This window comes from Propioniciclava sp., assembly GCF_036744435.1.
GTDB lineage: Bacteria > Actinomycetota > Actinomycetes > Propionibacteriales > Propionibacteriaceae > Propioniciclava.
Map to the genome: position 1 here is coordinate 1 of NZ_DAIOIA010000064.1, position 16,489 is coordinate 16,489.

The following is a 16,489-nucleotide window of genomic DNA, read 5'->3' on the forward strand; positions in this document are numbered from 1 at the left end:
GGGATCGCTGGATCGCCGGCCACCGACGCGGCCACCGCGATCGCCTTGTCCTCGCCCGCGACCAGGTACCAGACCTCGCGGCTGCGGCTGAGGGTCTCCACGGTCAAGGAAATCCGTGACGGCGGCCCTAGCGGGGCATCGTTCACGCCGATGACGGAGTGCCCCTGCAACGCGAACGAGGGGTGGTCGGGAAACAGGGAGGCGACGTGCCCATCCACCCCCATGCCTAGCAGGGTGACGTCGAAGACGGTGTCGCCTAGTTCCTTCGCGTAGGCGGCCGCGGAGGCGTCGCTGTCGGCGATCCCGTCGGCGGCGGGCATCGGGTGGGTCATGGAGGCGATCATCGGGAGCTTGCGAGCGAGGATGGCGAGGGTATGGCCGGCGTGACGTGCCGGATCCTCCGTCGGGACGAACCGCTCGTCCCCCCACCAGATCTCGACCCGCGACTGGTCGAGCGCGTAGTCGTCGGCCAGGTCGGCGAACACCTCGTAGATCCGGTTCGCGATGCGTCCCCCCGTCAGGCAGAGCCGGACCGGGCCGTCCTGAGATGCCTGCAACGCGACCAGATGCCGCATCAGCCGCTCGGCTGTGGCATCGGTCAGGTCCGCGCTGGTGGCGTACCGCCAGACCTGCTCCATGTCAGCTCCTGGAGGTGAACTGGGCCAGCGACTCGTCCGCGGCCAACTCGGCCATGGTCGCGGTGAACACGTGATCGGACTCGAGCACTCGCAACTCCTCGGTGATCAAGGCGGCGACCTCGCGCCGACGCAGTGCCACCGCCAACGTGGGGGAGTCGGGCGCGCTGAAGGTGGCCATCTTGCCGTCGGTGCGGGTGACGCTCACCTCGCCCTCATCGGTGGTGAGGCTCACCTGGGTGATGCCCGGGCCCGCGTTCACGTCAAAGGTGACCTCGACGCCCAGGCGTGAGCGCAGCCAGGCCGCCAGCAGCAACCCGGGTGCGTTGTTCGCGTCGGCGTGGACCGCGGCAGACAGCACGGTGCCCCGCGGCCGGTCCAGGGCGGACGCCAGCAGCGCCCGCCAGGGGGTCAAGCGGGTCCAGGTGAGATCGGTGTCCCCGGGAGCCAAGCAGCAGGCTCGCTCGACGAGGGCGGCGACGGGATCCTCCGACCCCATGGCGTCGGTGATCCGGCGCGAGGCCAGAACGCCGATGTCGTCGGTGGAGGGGTGGGCGGGGCCCTCGCCCGGCCACCATGCGATCACTGGGCTGTCGGGCAGCAGCAGTGGCAGCAGCGCCGACGCCTTGTGCTGGGCGACCTCGCCGTGGAACTTGAGCGTGATCACCTCGCCGGGGATGTCTTCCCCGATCTGGATCTCTGCGTCCATCCGGTCGCTGCGTGAGGATCCGTCGGTGGCCAGGATGATGCGCGAGGGATGCTCCCGCCCGGCCTCCAGGCAGGCGTCCATGACCTCGTCGACGTCTTGCGCCGAGGCCATCACGAGCAAAGTGAAGACCATGCCCGATCCGGCACCCAGGTTGTGCCGGATCTCGCTGATCGCGTTCTGGACGCCCGCTGACGTGGTGCCCTTGATGGTGGTGATCATCGTCGTCCTCCTACGGCCGTCGCCAGACGAAGCCGTCACGTTCCAGCATGGTCTTGCCGCTCGGCGGCCCCCACGTGCCCGCCGCATAGCCTTCGGGCTGGGCGTTCTTGTCCGCCCAGTAGTCCAGGATCGGGTCGAGGATCATCCAGCTCAACTCCACCTCGGTGTGCTGCGGGAACAGCGGCGGATCGCCCAGCATGACGTCCAGGATGAGGCGTTCGTAGGCCTCCGGGCTCGACTCGGCGAAGCTCGTGCCGTAGTTGAAGTCCATGGTGACGTCGCGAATCTCCATGGGGGTGGCGGGGACCTTCGCCCCGAACCGCAGCGCGACCCCCTCGTCGGGCTGGATCCGCAGCACCAGCGCGTTGGCGCCCAACTGCTCGGTGTCGCTGAGGTGGAACGGCAAGTGTGGGGCGGGTTGCATCATGAGCGCCACCTCGGTGACCCGCCGAGGCATCCGTTTGGCGGCCCGCAGATAGAACGGGACGCCCGCCCAGCGGCGATTGTCGATGTCCACGCGGAACGCCGCGTACGTCTCCGTCTGGGAGTCGTCGGGGATGCCGTCTTCTTGGAGGTACCCCTTGACGCGTTCACCGCCCGCCCAGCCGGCGGTGTACTGGCCCCGGGCGGTGTGGGACTTGAGGTTGCGGGGGGCACGCGCGGCGGCGAGGAGTTTCTCCTTCTCCGCCCGCAGGTTCCCGGCCTCGAAGGATGTCGGTTCCTCCATCGCCACCAGCGCCAGCAACTGCAGCAGGTGGTTCTGGATGACGTCGCGGGCGGCACCGATGCCGTCGTAGTAGCCTGCGCGGCCGCCGATGCCGATGTCCTCGGCCATCGTGATCTGGACGTGGCTGACGTAGTTGCGATTCCAGATCGACTCGAACAACTGGTTGGCGAACCGAAGGGCCAGGAAGTTCTGGACCGTCTCCTTGCCCAGGTAGTGGTCGATGCGGAACACGTCGTTGGAGTTGAAGACGCTGGAGACGCGTTCCTCCAGCTCACGCGCGCTGGCCAGGTCGTGCCCGAACGGCTTCTCGATGACGACCCGGCTCCAGGGGCGCGTGGACGACTTGTCCACCAGGGCGTGGCGACGGAGCTGCTCGATCACCTGGTCGAAGCCGGCCGGCGGGATGGAGAGGTAGAAGACGTGATTGCCTTCCGTCCCCTGGGCGGCGTCGACCTCGGTGAGGGTGTCACGCAGAGCCTCGAAGCCCGCATCAGAATCGAAGGCGCCCGAGACGAACCGGAGCCCCTCCGCCAGCTGACGAAACACCTCCGCCCGGAACGGGGTCCGTGCGTGGGCCTTCACCGATTCGCTGACGTACTCGGTGAACTGCTCGGTGTCCCAGTCGCGGCGGCCGTATCCGACCAGGGCAAACCCTGGAGGCAACAGCCCCCGGTTGGCGAGGTCGTAAATCGCGGGCAGCAGCTTCTTCTGCGCGAGATCGCCGGTCACCCCGAACATCACCAGGGCACAAGGCCCGGGCACTCGGGGCAACCGGCGATCGGTCGCGTCGCGCAGGGGATTCGTCGCGGAATCGGTCACTCACCGATCCTAGCCACCCCACGCTGGGGCGGGGGTCAGGAGTTCGCGGCCTCCAGGGCGGCCTTGACGGAGTCCTGCAGTTCATGCCAGGAAACGATGAACTTCTCCACGCCCTCGGTCTCGAGGAGGTCGAAGACCTCCGCCAGGTCGACACCCGCCGCGGACACCTGATCGAGCACGGCCTGGGCCGCAACGGCCTTGCCCTCGATGGGGGCGCCGAGCTCGCCGTGGTCGCCGTAGGCCAGCAGGGTCTTCTCGGGCATCGTGTTGACGACGCCCTGGGCGACCAGATCCGAGACGTACAGCGTGTCGGGGTAGGCGGCGTTCTTCGTCCCGGTCGAGGCCCACAGCGGGCGCTGCGGATTGGCGCCCTTCGCTGCCAGCGCCTTGAAGCGGTCGGAGGAGAACACCTGGTTGAAGGCGCCCAGCGCCACCTCGGCGTTGGCGATCGCCGCCTTGCCCTGGAGCGCGGCATCGGCGCCGAGCGCCTCCAGGCGCTTGTCGATCTCGGAGTCGACGCGGCTGATGAAGAACGACGCCACCGAGTGGATGCCCGCCAGGTCGATGCCCGCCGCCGCGGCCTGCTCCAGGCCGGTCAGGTAGGCGTCCATCACCTCGCGGTAGCGCTCCTCGGAGAAGATCAAGGTCACGTTGACCGAGATGCCCGCGGCGATGGTGGCAGTGATGGCCGGGAGGCCCGCCTTGGTCGCCGGGATCTTGATCAGGACATTGGGCCGGCCGACCGTCGAGTACAGCTCGGCCGCCTGGACGATCGTCGCCTCCGTGTCGTTGGCGAGCGTCGGGGCCACCTCGATCGACACGCGCCCGTCGAAGCCGTCGGTGGCCTCGTAGGTGTCGGCGAACAGGTCGCACGCGTCGCGCACGTCCGTCGTCGTGCAGGCGGTGATGGCCTCGTCGACGTCGCTCAGCCCGGTGAGCTGGGCGGCGTAGTCGGCGCCGTGGGTGAGCGCTGCGGCGAAGATGGTCGGGTTCGTCGTGACACCGCTCACGTAGAAGTTATCGATCATCTCGCCCAGGTTGCCGCTGGTCAGCCGGCCGCGGGACAGATCGTCGAGCCAGATCGACACGCCGGCGTCGGCGAGGCCCTTCAGGCGGTCATTCATGCAAGTCTCCTGTTGTCTGGATGGCGTCACGGACGCCTTTGGACCGACTTTACTCAACCGCCGCGCCGTGGCGGCGAGTCGTTGCCAATCCGGGACCTGCCGAGACGGTGTTCCCGGGTGATGGCACGGTAAACTGCCCCGGACGCGGGGGTCACCCGGGCGTCCGGCGTTCGACCTGGAGGTTAGGTATGCACCCAACGCGCACCGAGACGCCGGCAGTGACGGCTCCCGGGCTGAAGGGCACGCTGCTGGCCTACGTCGGCCTCACCAAACCACGGATCATCGAGTTGCTCCTCGTCACCACTTTCCCGGCGATGTTCCTTGCCGCGCACGGGTTCCCCCCGCTGGGCCTGGCCGCGGTGACGTTCGTGGGCGGGTCCCTCTCGGCGGCTTCCGCAAACGTGTTCAACTCGGTGCTCGACGCCGACATCGACGAGCAGATGCGCCGCACACGCCGCCGCCCCATGGTCCGCGAGCAGGTCTCCACCCGTGCCGCCTACGTGTTCGCCATCGTGCTCGGCCTCGGGTCGGTCGTGATGCTCGGCTTCGGCGCCAACTGGCTCTCGGCGGCGCTGTCGGTGGTGGCGATCCTCTACTACGTCTTCATCTACACCGTCTGGCTGAAGCGCCGCACCCCGCTCAACATCGTGTGGGGCGGCGTCGCCGGTTGCTTCCCGCCGCTGATCGGCTGGACGGCGGTCACCGGCTCCGTGGCCTGGCCGCCGCTGATCCTGTTCCTCATCGTGTTCTTCTGGACGCCCCCGCACACGTGGGCGCTGGGCCTGCGCTACCGCGACGACTACGCGGGCGCCGATGTCCCCATGCTGCCGGTCGTCCGGGAAGCCACCCACGTCACCCGCCAGATGCTGGTCTACTCGCTGCTCACCGTCGCGACGAGCCTGGCGCTGTGGCCGGTCGCCGGGACGGGCTGGCTCTACCCGGCCGTGGCAGGCGCCAGCGGCATCGTGCTGATCTGGGAAGCCGTCGCCTTGATGCGGCGCGCCGACGCCGGCCTCACCGAGGCAAAGCTGGCACCCATGAGGCTGTTCCACTGGTCCAACAGCTACCTGGCCATCGTCTTCATCGCCGCAGCCGTCGACGCCCTGCTGTTCTGATCGGGGTCGCCGTCACCGCGACGACGGCTGCAGCAGAGAGCGACGCAGCAACTGCGGGTCACCCAAGCGGTGCCGCAGCAGCTTCTCCAGGCCGCTGATCGGGTAGAGGTTCTGCGGCGCCCGGGGGTCTTTGAACGGCTCGCTGGCGTAGCGCGGCAGGACTGCCTGCGACAGCGACGCCATCGCCGAGGCCTCCCGCGGAGAAAGATCCGGGGAACACTCGACCCGCACCACACCGGCCCAGGGCGAGCCGCCCGAGCCGGGAAGCCGGAGGTACCAGGAGAAGCGCTCCCACGTCGTCTCCAGCCGGAACACCGGGGTGCGCTCGCCCGCGCCGAGGCGACCGACGACGCCATGCAGGTCGGCGGGCAGGTACGTCGACTGATGGGACTTGATCACACCGATCGCCCGGGGCACCTTCGTGCGCCCGCCTAGGGGCCCGTCGATGACGAGCAGGTCGTCCGGGTCCCCGCCGGACGCGGCCCGAGCCTCCGCGGCGCAGACAATCTCGAGTTCGGCGAGGCGCTGCTGCAGGGCCAGCGACAACACGTCGAAGACCTGCTTGGCCGGGTCGGGCCGGGCATGGACCATCGTCCACGTACCGAGCCGAGTCGTGATGTCGTCGGCTTCCTCGGCCGTCGTGAGGACAGCCCGCCGCACGTCCGCGAGAACGACGGTGGCAGCCTCCGCGGTGGAGCGCACCACACCTGCCGCGTACGACGCGCACAGGCCCGGCGACGCCTCCACCTCCGTGCCGGACGTCATCCACAGCCGAGCCTCGACGCGACGGACGCCGTCGACGAACAACACCGTCGGCGGGCCGGTCACTCCCGAGGGGGGAAGGGGACGCCACGAGGCCGGGGGGATCTCGACGCCCGGATCGAGCCGCTGCACCGACTCGGGCAGGTCCTCCACCTCCTGCAGGCTGGAGCCGTAGCCGGGAGCCCATCCGTCGACACTGAAGTGCATCAGCCCTCCCGCACCACGGTGGACGTCCGGGAGGAGCGGGCCACGGTGAACCGGGTCGGGATCCGTTCGGCGAGCCCTTGCACATGCGTGACGACGCCGACGAGGCGATCTCCCTGCGCCAGCCGCTCGAGCGTCGCGGCGACCACCTCCAGGCTGTCCGGATCGAGCGAGCCGAAGCCCTCGTCCAGGAAGATCGAGTCGAGCCTGGCCGCGGTGGACGACATGGTGGACAACTCCGCCGACAACGCCAAGGCCAGCGCAAGGCTCGCCTGGAACGTCTCCCCACCCGAAAGCGTGCGCACCGAACGCCGCGCCTCGGCGTCGGCGTGGTCGATGACGTGGAACTCGCCCTTCTCGTGGGCGAGCGTGAACTGGCCGCCGGAGAGCTCCAGGAGTGAGGCCGAGGCGGCCTCGACGAGCACATCCAAGGCGGCACCCGCGAGCCAGCGCTGGAACTTCTTCGCGTTGAGGTGTTCGGCCAGCAGGCCAGCGACCTGACGACGCTCCTGGGCCTCGTCGCGCTCGCGGCGCAAGGCGGCGACGCGTTCCAGATCGGCGTTGATGCGCTCCAGCAGATCGGCGGCTCGGGTGGCGGCCGCGGTGAGCGCGGCGGGGACCTGTGCGGACGAGTCCGCCGCCACGCCGCCGGTGCGGGCTTCATCGACCAAGGCCTGCGCCGCGACACCGACCTTGAGGTCGGCACGCTCAGCGCGTGCGCGCGCGTCGGCCGCGGCCTCGCCCGCCGTTACCGTGGCCTCGCCCGCCCACGCGACGAGCGCGGACCAGGACGCGGGCAGATCCGACGTATCGACTGCGGGGGCGCCCCAGGCGACGAGCGGCTCGCGAGTCTCGCGCAGCAGCCGGTCGGCCGCCGCGAGCTCGTCGTGCAGCAGGCGCTCTCGCTGAAGCGCCCGCTCCCGGGCCGCAGCGGACTCTTGGGAGACCACATAGGCGGCCTTCTCCGCCTGCTCCGCCACGTCGAGCCGTTCCAACGCCTCGGCCACCTCGTGCGCACTCGGGGCGCTCTGGAGGGCGTCGTGGAGCCGGGTCATGCGGCGTCGAGTCTCGGCGAGGGCGGCAGCGGCTGTTACGGCGGCTGCCTCGGCGGCTCGGGCATTCTCGGCGCTCGTGGCTCGGGTCCTGGTCGCGTCCGCGAACGCTTCCTGGGCCTCCTCAGCCGCCGACTGCGCGGCGCGGCGGGCGTCCCGGGCCTGGGGGAGCGCCGCCTGGTCGAGGTCGGCCAGGGCGCCGGTGGCCCAGGCGAGCAATGCGTCCCAGGCGCCCTGCAGCGAAGCGGGCCCGGTTACCGGGGCGCCGTAGGCCAGCAGACCGGAGCGTGCCTGGCCGAGGGCGGCCTCGGCGTCGTGCCGCTCGGCCTCCACCGCGGCGGCCCGCTCGCGGGCGGAGTCGAGGACGGCGCGCGCACCACGCCGCGTCGCCTCGGCGTCGGTGACCGCCCTGCGTGCCCTCTCGATCGCGGTCAGCCGCGCCGCCGCCTCGTCACGCAGGAGGGCCGCGTCGGCGTCGTCGGTCAGCAGCGACGTCCGCTGTTCCCGGGCTTCGGCGAGCGAGCGCGCCTGGCCGGACACGTCGGCGTCGGCCCGGCCCACGGCGATGCGGGCGTTCTGGGCTGCGAGCTCGGCCCGCTGGACCTCCTTCTCGGCCAGGTCGGACGCGGCAGCGTCCAAGGGCGCGGGCAGCGTGGCGACGGGAGCCGTGCACACCGGGCAGGCGTGACCGACCTGCAAACCCGCCCGCAAGCCGGCCGCCGTGGCGACGTCGCGCATCTGTGCGGCACGGCGGTGCGCGCTCTCCACCTCGGCTTCGCAGGCGTCGACCTGACGATGCGCCGCCTCCAGTGCCTGGGCTGCGGTGACTCCCCGGAGGCTCAACTCCGCGATCTTCACGTCGAGGGTCAGCGCCGACTCGTAGCGGTTCAGGTCGGCCGTCCAGGTGACCGGATCGCCCGCCTCGTGCGCGAGGTGCCGGGCGGCATCCTCTGCTCGCTCCGCCGAGGCGAGCGCGGTGGCGGCCTCGTCCTGCGCGCGAGTGGCACCGTCGAGGCGCTCGGCGAGGTCGGTGAGCCCCACGGGAGGTACGAGCGCCGCGATCGCCTGACGGCGAGTGAGCAGCGTGTCCTCAGCGGCCTCCGCCGCATCGATGTCGCCGCGGGCCGCCGTCTGAACGGCGAACGCGTCGGCCCAGGCCACCTCGGCACGCGCCTTGGCCTGTGCGGCCTCGGTGTCGCGGAGCCCGGCAGTTTGGGATTCGGCCTCCACGGAGGGCAGGGCGGCGCTCAGCTCGGCCGCCTCGGCCCACTGGTCGCGCTGCCGCTCCAGGGGGGTCCGCTCGCCCGCGTCCATCAGGTGGCCACGGGCCCGGTCGTAGTCCGCCTCGCGCCGACGGGCTGTGGCCTGGCTCGCCTCGACCTCAGCGCGGATCGCGTCGGCTCGCTGGGCCAGGTCGGTGATGCCGGCGGGGATCCGCACGGCGAGCAGCCGTTCGACGGTGTCCTGCGCCTGCGTGGCGGCCGCGGCCGTCTCGTGGGCCTCGGCCCGAGCGCGGTCGAGTGCGGTGATCAGGGTGTCGGTGCGCTCGCGCAGCAGCCGGAGCTCCTCGACGCGGGAGGCCGCCGCCTGCGCGGCTTCCGGGGTGGCCGCCCCCAGGTCGCCGAGACGGGCCTCCAGCCGAGCCACCGCCGTGTCGGCCGTGCTGCGCCGCGCGCTCGCGGCGCGCATCACGATGTCGTACTGGTGAGCGCCCAGGAGCTTGAGCAGGATGTCTTGCCGATCGCCGACGGTGGCGTTCAGGAACTCGGCGAACCGGCCTTGCGGAAGGACGACCGCCTTGGTGAAGTCGTCGAAGGACAACCCCAGCAGCGTCTCCACGGCGGGCGTCACGTCACGCACCTCGGAGGCGAGGACATCGGTCGTCTTGGTCGTGGCGGTGGCCTGGCTCGGATCGTCGAAGCGTTCCAGGACGGCGGACTTCTGCTGGATGCTCTGCCCGCTGCGGCGGACCTCGCGGGCGACCTGATAGCGCTGCTCACCGACGTCGAACACCAGCCTGACGGTGGCCCGCGTGGTCGTCGGGGCCAACGCGTACTGAACGGAGTTGGATCGCCCCCAGCGCGGCGCCGACCCGTAGAGGGCGAACACCATCGCGTCGATCACGGTCGACTTTCCTGAGCCGGTCGGGCCGATGAGAGCGAAGTAGTCCGTGCCCTCGAAGTCGACGGTCGTGGGCGCCCGGAACGAGGCGAATCCCTCCATCTCCAGACGGACGGGGCGCATCAGCTGACTCCTGTCGTTTCGTCGAGCAGTTCGGAGAACAGCGCGGTCAGCCGTGGATCCTGCAGGCCGGCTTCGTCGCAGTAAGCGGCGAACAGGTCGCGGGGCGACCGGGTGGTGTGCTGGACGCCGCGATGGGTCCGGGTCTGGGCGAAGTCGGGGTGGATGCGGATCTCCAGCGCCTGAGGCAGCGCCTCCAGCACCTCGTCGCGCAGCCCGGCCCGGACCGGCTCCTGCACGACGACGCGCAGGTAGTCGTCGCCGAAGTCGGCCCTCGCAGCGATCAACTCCGCGACGGTGCCGGTGACGGTCCGCAGACGTTTGCCGGTCGTGAGCGGGATGTCGGTGATCGTGGCGGGCGTCCGGGGCGAGGCCTCGACCAGGCACACCACCGGTGTGTTCTCCTGCTCGCCGAAGTCGACGGCCACCGGGGCCCCGGAGTAGACGACCGGGACGGGAGCCGGGATCTGTTGACGGCGGTGCAGGTGCCCGAGCGCGACGTAGTGCGCGGTGATCGGGAAGGCCTGTGCCGAGACGTGGTATTCGAAGATCGACTGAGCCTCGCGCTCGCCGCCGCCCATCACACCGCCGGTGCACGTCAGGTGCGCCATGACGATGTTGACCGTGTCGGGGGTGAACGACCGCGCCAGCGTCGCGAGGATCTCGCGGACGGACCGCTCGTAATGGCCCGCGTTCTCCGAGGGAGTACCGGTGACGATCTCCTCGGTGCCGAGGATCCGCCGCCGCGAGACGAACGGCACCAGCGCCACCACCGCCTCCTCCCCGGTCGCCCGGGCAGTGAAGCGGTGGACGCCGCCCTCCTCGGCGGTCCGGACCATGCCGCTGTAGTCGATGCCGGCCACCGCCATGAGCTGCCGCAGCGCCTCGAACGTGCGGGCATGGTCGTGGTTGCCCGCGATGACGATCACCTCGATGCCAGCCTGGGCCAGCGCCAGCAGGGCCCCGTTGACGAGCCGCTGGGCCTCGGCGCTCGGGGCGGCCGAGTCATAGAGGTCCCCGGCGATCAGGACGGCGTCCACGTTCTCGCGCAGGGCGATGTCGACGATCTCGCGCAGCACCGCACGCTGCTCCTCGAGCCTGCTGCGGCCCTTCAGGGTCTTGCCGACGTGCCAGTCGGCCGTGTGGAGGAACTTCACGACGCTCCTTCTCAGAACGGTGCCGGGTCGGCGTCGCGGGCCATGCGGGCCATGATGCCCAGGGGTGCGTCGGTGTCCGGCGCGGTCTCCGATGCACGTGTGGCCCAGGCGGGGAACGGGAACTCGACCGCCAACGGGACGGGCAACTCCGGCTGGGAGACGAACATGGCCCCCGGTTTGGCCAACGTCGCCCGCTGCCGTTGGGAGGTGGGCAGGAAGCCGTATTCGGGGCGCCCCGCCTCGGCGGGATCAAGCCGACCGACGATGCGGATCGACGAGTTCGACACGATGCGGCGTTCCACTTCGGAGGCCGTCTGCTGGGCGCCGATGAGGATGATCCCCAGCGAGCGGCCGCGTTCGGCGACGTCGAGCAGCACCTCCTTGATGGGGGAGTTGCCTTCCCGTGGGGCGTGCTTGTTCAACTCGTCGAGCATGGTGAAGAGCAGACCGCCCGCCCCCGCCTTCTCCTTCGCCTCGGTCTCGGCCCGCAGGACGACGCCCACCACGAACCGCTGCGCCCGATCCGGGAGGTTGTGCAGATCGACGACGGTGACCTGCCGGTCGGTCGCGATGCGGCGCCTGCCGCTGGCGGCGGGGAGATCCCCGCGGATGAGCGGGCCGAGTGCTTTGAGCGAGGACCGCAGCCGGCGCAGGAACGCGTTGATGGATCCGCCCGTGGTGGCCGCGCCCGCCCAATCCGCTTTCGTGTCGTCGTCTTGGAGGCGGGCGGCGATGAACTCCACCAGGTCGGCATAGGTGCGGATCTGGCTGCCGCCGATCGAGACCGCGCCGTCCGTGCCGGCGGCGATCGCCTCCCGCCGCAACTGCGCGGCCACCTGGTGCACCACGAGCGTGTACTGGTTCCGGTCGTCCTCGGCGTCGGCGAACACGTAGGGGAGCAACTCCTGGCGGCAGAACTCCTCCAGCGTCCACCAGAACGCGTCGACGCCACTGGTGCGGCCCGTCACCTGGGGACGCCCGGTGAGATCCCCCGGCGTGGGGGGCGCGAAGAACCGCACCGAGCCGAACGGGGTGGCGGGCAGTCCCAGGCGGGCGTACTGGGAGCGCTGGTCGTCGGTGAGCTTCAGGTTGGGGCGGTCGAGGAACATCAGATCCTCGCCCTTGACCGCGAAGATCAGCGCCTTCGCCGCGAGGGAGCGGTCGCCCAGGACGCCGGAGGCGAAGATCGAGTGCAGCAGGAACAAGGCGAAGCTCGTCTTGGTGGCCACTCCGGAGATGCCCGAGATGGACACGTGGGCGCCGCGCGTGCCGTCGAGAAACTCCAGGTTGATGTAGACCGGTTCGCCGTCTCGCCCGAGCCCGACCACCACCTTGTCCGACATCGAGTCGAAGTAGAGGGCTCGATCCCGGACGCTGCCGGTGGCGCGTTCGGCCGTGGTCCCGGGAAGCGGGGGGACGTACACCTCGGGGTCGACCCTCGTGGTGGTGATCTCCGCGATCTCCTGTGTGTTGGCCGGCAGGACGCCGTCGGCGATGAGGAAGGCGTCGGACCCGAAGCTGGCGCCCTCATGCCGGGCGACGACCTGGGTGACGACGCCCGACGTACGGACGGAGCCCACTCCGGGAACGTCACGCTGGGTCGTGACGACGTCGTCCAATTGCAGGTAGGCGCCCGGCCCGACCGCAACGCTGAACCGCAGCGGTGTGGAGTCGCTGGTGCCGGCGACGAGGCCGACGGGGTCTGGCTGCTGTGTCATGAGGCCTCTCGGTGACGTGCGTCGATGCTCGTGGTCACCGTAGCGCCGCCGACCGACGGTTTCGGGGTAGTCGCCGAACTCTGAGTCCCGCTGTCAGTTCTGCGGGCGAACCGCGGCCCCCGGGACACCCGGCCGCGTCAGTAGGAACAGGTGGGACAGCGCGGCCGCGAACAAGGTGGTGCCGACCATGTGCGCGAACACCATCCACATCGGCAGATGGGTGAAGTACTGCACGTAACCGATCAGTCCCTGCAGGAGGATGACCGCCAGTAAACCCAGCCACAGACGTCGCGCACGGGGCTCGGCCCACGCCCAGAACAGCCCCAGCGCCACGGCGGCGACGATGGCCCACACGGCCCACGCGTGCAGTTTGGCCGTCAGGTCGGGGGAGAGGCCGTTGCGCTGCGCGGCCCCGTCGCCCGCGTGCGGCCCCGCGCCGGTGACCACGACGCCCAACGCGATGATGAGGACCCCGAGGGCGAACACGACGGTGGTGAGCAGATGGAGCCGAGGTGGAACGCGCACCGGGGAGAGGTCGAAGGCCAGGTGCACCAGTTGCACGCAGATACCGATCAAGGCGACGGAGGCGACCATGTGCAGGCCGACCACCCAGGGGTTGAGCTGGACGAGCACCGACACGCCGCCGATGACCGCCTGGGCGATGATGCCCAGCCCGACGCAGAACGCGAGCGTGGGCAACTGCCGCGGCGCGGTCCCGGCCCGGTAGGCGCGCCGGGCGGCGAGGAACATGCCCAGAGCAATGGCCGCCAGGGCGAAGGTCAGCAGCCGGTTGCCGAACTCGATGAGCCCGTGCATGCCGTCCTCGGGCAGCGGCACGTAGGACCCGGGCTGGCACTGCGGCCAGGTGGCGCAGCCGAGCCCGGACTTGGTGAGGCGCACCAGCGCGCCCGTCCACACGATCACCATGTTGGCGACGAGGGAGGCGACGGCCCACCGCCGCAGGGACACCGTGGATGGTGAGCGGAGCGGGGTCGTCGAGGTCAGCTGGTCCATCGGAACGCCTTTCGAGCCACGAACAGGGCGACGGCCGACCAGGCCGCCAGGATCATCACGAGGAAGGGCGTGAACGCGCCCACGGCCGCCCCACGCAGGGTTTCCCCTAGCGCGCCGGACGGTAGGAGCAGCAGGGGGACGCGGACGGCGTCGGGATAGCTGTCCACGGGCAGCACCAAGGCGCCTCCGGCGGCCACGAGCAGGTAGATCAGGTTGGCGATGGCCAGGGTCGCCTCGGCGCGAAGCCGACCGGCCAGCGCCAGGGCGAAGCCCGCGAAGCAGACCAGCGCGAAAGCGGCGGCCAAGACCGCCAGGGCGGCCTGGCCGGGGTCGAACACGGGCCGCCAGCCCAACGCGAACGCGACCGTCGCGATGATCGCCACCTGCCCCCAAGCGATCGCCGCGGTGGCCAGCGCCTTCCCGGCCACCAGGTCGGCGCGGGTGAGCGGGGTCGCCGCCAGCCGCTCCAGCACGCCGTTGCGACGCTCGAACCCTGTGTTGATCGCCAGCGACGTGAAGGAGGTCGACCACAGGGCGAGCGCGATCACCGAGGCGGGAAAGACCTGGCGTCCCATCCCGAAGCCGTCGCCGGTGACCATGCCGGCCACGAGCAGGCCGATCGGGATCACGAGCGCCAAGAGCAACTGCTCTCCGTTGCGCAGCAGCAGCGAGGCTTCCAGGATGGCATGCCGCAGCACGCGATCGCCGCGGGGGGCGACTCCGGGTCGCGGGGACAGATCGAGACTCACGGCGCCTCCGTCGTGTAGGCCAAGAAGACGTCCTCCAAGGACGCCTCGGCGGTGAGATCGGGCACCGTGCCGTCGATGACGACCCGTCCGCCGTCCATGATCCAGACGTGGTCGGCGAGGTCGGCGGCCTCGTCCATGGCGTGGGTGGTGAGCACCACGGCGACTCCGGCCTGGGCAAGCTCCCGGATGAGCGCCCAGGTGCGGCGGCGGGCGTGTGGGTCCATGCCGGCGGTGGGTTCGTCCAGCAGCACCAGGTCGGGGCGTCCTACCAGCGCGCCGGCCAGATTCACAGCCTGCTGCTGGCCGCCGGACAGGCGTCGGTAGGGAGTCTTCGCGCTGAGATCGATGCCGATCCGCTCGGCAAGCGCGTCGACCGACTGCGGGTGGGCGTACAAGGAGGCGAGGTAGCGCAGCAGCTCACGGGGGCGGACCCCCGACCAGGCTCCCGTGGCCTGCGGCATCAATCCGATGCGCGCGAGGGCATCCGGGTGGCCCGCGGGCAGCCCCAGCGTCGTCGCGGTGCCCGCCGTCGCCGCGACGAGACCGGTGAGCACGCGGATCGCGGTGGTCTTGCCGGCGCCGTTGGGTCCCAGCAGGGCGGTCACGGCACCCGCATGGGCCTCGAACGACAGGCCCCGGAGCACCGGGGTGTCGCCGAAGGTCACCTCGAGGTCGGAACAGGCCAATGCGGGCGTGGACGGCACCCGGTCAGCCTAGCGTCGCCGAGTCAGGAGGGGCTGCGCACCTGACGGGGCGCACCCGCGCCATGGCGATGAGGCGCACCGGCGCCAGAGCGGGGGTAAGTTTGCGTCTGGCGCGTATTTTGCAAGAATGGTGTTGTCAAAACTGAGGGGAGGTACGCGCATGTCCAGCCATGAGACCCTGCCTGCACACGACGCCGATTCCGACGAGGCCACCACCCGTGATCGGGTGGCCCGTTCCATTCTGGAACAGGGCCCCTCGACGGCCGCCGAACTCGCCGAACGGCTCGCCTTGACGCCCGCCGCCGTCCGCCGCCACCTGGCCGCCCTGATCGACTCCGGGCACCTGGAGGCGCGCGATCAACGGGTCTACGGGCAGCGCGGACGCGGTCGTCCGGCGAAGGTATTCTGCCTGACCGACGCAGGCCGCAGCGACTTCTACCAGGCGTATGATCGGCTGGCCATCTCCGCCTTGGAGTTCCTCCGGGCCGAGGGTGGCGAGCAGGCCGTCACCGCCTTCGCCGACCAGGTGATGGAGGAGGTCCGCCGACGATTCACCGCCGAGGGGGCCGACTACGCCAGTCCCGCCGACGCCCTGGCCGAGGTGCTCAACGAGCAGGGGTACGTCGCGACGCTCAAGCCCGTCGCGTCCGGTACCCAGCTGTGCCAGTACCACTGCCCGGTCGCGCATGTGGCGCGGGCGTTCCCCGAACTCTGCGCAGCAGAGACCCGCGTTTTTTCTGAACTACTGGGGAGCCACGTGCAACGGCTCGCCACGATCGCCCACGGTGACGGGGTGTGCACGACGCACATTCCGCACCCTGTTGAGAGGACCAGTTGATGACCCAGACCCAGGCGCCCGGCCTCGGCGCAACCCAGGACGAGCACCTCGAGGCGCTCGGTAACTACCGCTTCGGCTGGCACGACAAGGACGCCGCGGGTGCGGCGGCGCGACGTGGCCTCAACGAGGATGTCGTGAAGGACATCTCCGGCCGCAAGGACGAACCCGAGTGGATGCTGCAGCGCCGCCTGCGCGGGCTGAAGCTCTTCGATCGCAAGCCGATGCCCACGTGGGGTGCGGACTTGTCGGGCATCGACTTCGACAACATCAAGTACTTCGTGCGCTCCACCGAGAAGCAGGCGACGTCGTGGGAGGACCTGCCCGAGGACATCAAGAACACCTACGACCGGCTCGGCATCCCCGAGGCTGAGAAGGCCCGCCTGGTGGCGGGCGTCGCGGCGCAGTACGAGTCGGAGGTCGTCTACCACAAGATCAACGAGGAACTGGAGCGCCAAGGCGTCATCTTCCTCGACACCGACACCGCGCTGAAGGAGCACCCGGAGATCTTCGAGGAGTACTTCGGCAGTGTGATCCCGGCCGGGGACAACAAGTTCGCCGCGTTGAACACCGCCGTGTGGTCGGGCGGCTCGTTCGTCTACGTCCCCAAGGGCGTCCACGTCTCCATCCCGCTGCAGGCCTACTTCCGGATCAACACCGAGAACATGGGCCAGTTCGAGCGGACGCTGATCATCGCCGACGAGG

13 protein-coding genes and 1 pseudogene are annotated in these 16,489 nt (G+C 70.4%); 3 read left to right on the forward strand and 11 right to left on the reverse strand.

Translation table 11 applies throughout. The features are described 5' to 3' along the window. The 4 genes from pgl to tal form a co-directional block, all read right to left on the reverse strand. Nucleotides 1–638, reverse strand: a 638-nt coding sequence (gene pgl / locus V7E09_RS09385) for a 6-phosphogluconolactonase (protein ID WP_324523297.1), incomplete at its 3' end; no start/stop codon positions are given. 1 nt (nt 639) lies between these two features. Beyond that, on the reverse strand, nt 640–1,563 hold the full coding sequence (locus V7E09_RS09390; protein ID WP_324510407.1) for a glucose-6-phosphate dehydrogenase assembly protein OpcA: 924 nt from the start codon (nt 1,561–1,563) through the stop codon (nt 640–642). A gap of 10 nt (nt 1,564–1,573) precedes the next feature. Continuing rightward, the gene (gene zwf / locus V7E09_RS09395; protein WP_324510406.1) at nt 1,574–3,109 is read right to left on the reverse strand and encodes a glucose-6-phosphate dehydrogenase; all 1,536 of its coding nucleotides are present in this window, start codon (nt 3,107–3,109) and stop codon (nt 1,574–1,576) included. 35 nt (nt 3,110–3,144) lie between these two features. Further along, the gene (tal, locus tag V7E09_RS09400; RefSeq protein WP_324510405.1) at nt 3,145–4,233 is read right to left on the reverse strand and encodes a transaldolase; all 1,089 of its coding nucleotides are present in this window, start codon (nt 4,231–4,233) and stop codon (nt 3,145–3,147) included. A 188-nt stretch (nt 4,234–4,421) separates the two neighbouring features. Here tal and V7E09_RS09405 point away from each other — a divergent pair, with 188 nt between their 5' ends. Beyond that, complete coding sequence (locus V7E09_RS09405) at nt 4,422–5,348, forward strand: heme o synthase (protein WP_324510404.1); 927 nt, start codon at nt 4,422–4,424, stop codon at nt 5,346–5,348. Between the two features lie 12 nt (nt 5,349–5,360). Here V7E09_RS09405 and V7E09_RS09410 read toward each other — a convergent pair whose 3' ends face one another. From V7E09_RS09410 to V7E09_RS09440, 7 genes are all read right to left on the reverse strand, one after another. Continuing rightward, a complete protein-coding gene (locus tag V7E09_RS09410; protein WP_324510403.1) occupies nt 5,361–6,317 on the reverse strand; it encodes a hypothetical protein in 957 nt (318 codons plus the stop codon). Further along, the gene (locus V7E09_RS09415) at nt 6,317–9,610 is read right to left on the reverse strand and encodes an SMC family ATPase (RefSeq protein ID WP_324510402.1); all 3,294 of its coding nucleotides are present in this window, start codon (nt 9,608–9,610) and stop codon (nt 6,317–6,319) included. The genes V7E09_RS09410 and V7E09_RS09415 overlap by 1 nt, the downstream gene beginning before the upstream one ends. Continuing rightward, nucleotides 9,610–10,764 (reverse strand): exonuclease SbcCD subunit D, encoded by a 1,155-nt coding sequence (locus tag V7E09_RS09420; RefSeq protein ID WP_324510401.1) that lies wholly within the window; start codon nt 10,762–10,764, stop codon nt 9,610–9,612. The genes V7E09_RS09415 and V7E09_RS09420 overlap by 1 nt, the downstream gene beginning before the upstream one ends. Nucleotides 10,765–10,775: 11 nt before the next feature. Further along, nucleotides 10,776–12,482: an ATP-binding protein gene (locus tag V7E09_RS09425; RefSeq protein ID WP_324510400.1), complete on the reverse strand. Its 1,707-nt coding sequence runs from the start codon at nt 12,480–12,482 to the stop codon at nt 10,776–10,778. A gap of 93 nt (nt 12,483–12,575) precedes the next feature. Beyond that, nucleotides 12,576–13,496: a COX15/CtaA family protein gene (locus tag V7E09_RS09430; protein WP_324510399.1), complete on the reverse strand. Its 921-nt coding sequence runs from the start codon at nt 13,494–13,496 to the stop codon at nt 12,576–12,578. Continuing rightward, nucleotides 13,484–14,245: an ABC transporter permease gene (locus tag V7E09_RS09435; RefSeq protein WP_324510398.1), complete on the reverse strand. Its 762-nt coding sequence runs from the start codon at nt 14,243–14,245 to the stop codon at nt 13,484–13,486. Before V7E09_RS09435 ends, V7E09_RS09430 begins: the two co-directional genes overlap by 13 nt. After that, on the reverse strand, nt 14,242–14,949 hold the full coding sequence (locus V7E09_RS09440; protein ID WP_324510397.1) for an ABC transporter ATP-binding protein: 708 nt from the start codon (nt 14,947–14,949) through the stop codon (nt 14,242–14,244). Before V7E09_RS09440 ends, V7E09_RS09435 begins: the two co-directional genes overlap by 4 nt. 160 nt (nt 14,950–15,109) lie before the next feature. Between V7E09_RS09440 and V7E09_RS09445 the strand changes: the two genes are divergently transcribed. Both V7E09_RS09445 and V7E09_RS09450 read left to right on the forward strand, forming a co-directional pair. Next, a complete protein-coding gene (locus V7E09_RS09445) occupies nt 15,110–15,787 on the forward strand; it encodes a helix-turn-helix transcriptional regulator (protein ID WP_324510396.1) in 678 nt (225 codons plus the stop codon). After that, nucleotides 15,787–16,489: pseudogene (locus V7E09_RS09450) on the forward strand (Fe-S cluster assembly protein SufB); the annotation flags it as partial. The gene V7E09_RS09445 and the pseudogene V7E09_RS09450, both read left to right, overlap by 1 nt.